At 45.3% G+C, this 1,669-nt stretch carries 1 protein-coding gene; it reads left to right on the top strand.

All coding sequences use genetic code 11. The features are described 5' to 3' along the window. Positions 1-204: 204 nt before the first annotated feature. Positions 205-1,485, top strand: a complete 1,281-nt coding sequence (locus tag NJ959_RS29165) for a M16 family metallopeptidase (RefSeq protein WP_254015257.1) — start codon at positions 205-207, stop codon at positions 1,483-1,485. Positions 1,486-1,669: the final 184 nt, after the last annotated feature.

Raw genomic sequence — 1,669 nt, 5'->3', positions numbered from 1 at the left:
GATAGGGGCTAGGGGCTAGGGGTCAGAGTTTGTAGAACAGGCGTCTCGCCTGTGTAAGTATTTAATCTAGGCAAGATGCCTAAAATACAAAAGTTTTTACGAAATTAGCATAAACCTAGAGGGAAAAGGAGTTCCGATCGAGAAATTCCCGTCCTGTCAGTTAAGCGCTACGATTAAACTAATTAAAGTGACGGACTAAAGTTTGTGTTATCTGAGCCGCTAACCGCTGTAAAATTTCCCGCTGATATCTTCAAATTACCCAATGGGTTGACTGTTATTCACCAATATCTACCAGCAACACCAGTAGTAGTAGCAGATATTTGGGTGAAAGCAGGCGCTAGTCTTGAACCAGCCGGATGGACTGGTATGGCTCATTTCCTCGAACACATGATTTTCAAAGGAAGCGCCACACAGAAACCAGGTATATTTGACTGGGCTATTGAAACTCGTGGCGGATACGCTAATGCAGCAACCAGTCATGACTATGCTCACTTTTTTATTACCACAGCACCTCAATACTTAAAAGACAGCCTACCACTCTTGGCTGACTTGCTCCTCCATCCTGCTATCCCCGACGACGAATTTCTGCGGGAGAGGGATGTAGTTTTAGAAGAAATTCGTGGTTGCTACGACAACCCTGACTGGCTCGGATTTCAAGCACTCTCGGAAAACGTATACCAGCGTCACCCTTACGGGCACTCGATTCTGGGAAGCCAAGAGCAACTGATGGCGCTAACTCCAGAGCAAATGCGCAGTTTCCACGCCACCCACTATCAGCCAGAAAATATGACTGTGGTAATAGTCGGTGCCATTGACCAAGAATCTGCTTTAAATTTAGTACAGGAGTCATTTCAAAACTTCCCTCACCCGGGTAATTGCCCCCAGATTAATTCTGATGCCGAACCACCAATTACCGAAATTCGCCGTCAAGAAGTATACTTGCCTCGAATTGAGCAAGCACGCTTATTGATTGCTTGGATTAGTCCGGGAGTAGAACAACTTTCAGACGCTTACGGTTTGGATTTACTCTCTGTTATCCTCGCAGATGGACGCTCATCTAGATTGGTGCGTCAATTGCGAGAAGAACTACAATTAGTTCAGAGTATTGGCGGTAGTTTCTCCCTCCAGCGCGATTCAAGTTTATTTACAATTAGCGCCTGCTTGGAGCCACAACACCTAGAACAAGTTGAAGAATTAATTTGCGATAGCCTCCTAAAATTATACCAAACACCAGTATCATCAACAGAACTTCGTCGCTGTCAACGTTCGCTCTCTAATGACTATATTTTTTCCACAGAAGCAGCCAGTCAGATAGCAGGTTTGTACGGATACTACAATACAATTGCTACGGCTGAAGTTGCCGTCACTTATCCCCAGCAAATTCAGCGATGGCAGCCATTAGACTTGATGCACTTGGCACAACAATATCTTTCCCCATATCACTATGCTGTTACAGTAATTAAACCGACAAGTGGGGATTGGTAAAATGGTTAATGGCTAATGACTAATGGCTAATTGCTAATCTTCCTTCTATTCCCCACTCCCCACAAGGGGGACAAGGGGGACAAGGGAGACAAGGGAGACAAGGGGGAGTTTTAACTCAAAACTCATTCCTCAAAACGGACTTCGTCCCGCTGCGCTAACAAAACTCTCTTGCCCCACACCCCAC

The organism is Limnofasciculus baicalensis BBK-W-15, from assembly GCF_024178385.1.
GTDB lineage: Bacteria > Cyanobacteriota > Cyanobacteriia > Cyanobacteriales > Coleofasciculaceae > Limnofasciculus > Limnofasciculus baicalensis.
This window is presented reverse-complemented; position numbering and strand designations above follow the sequence as displayed.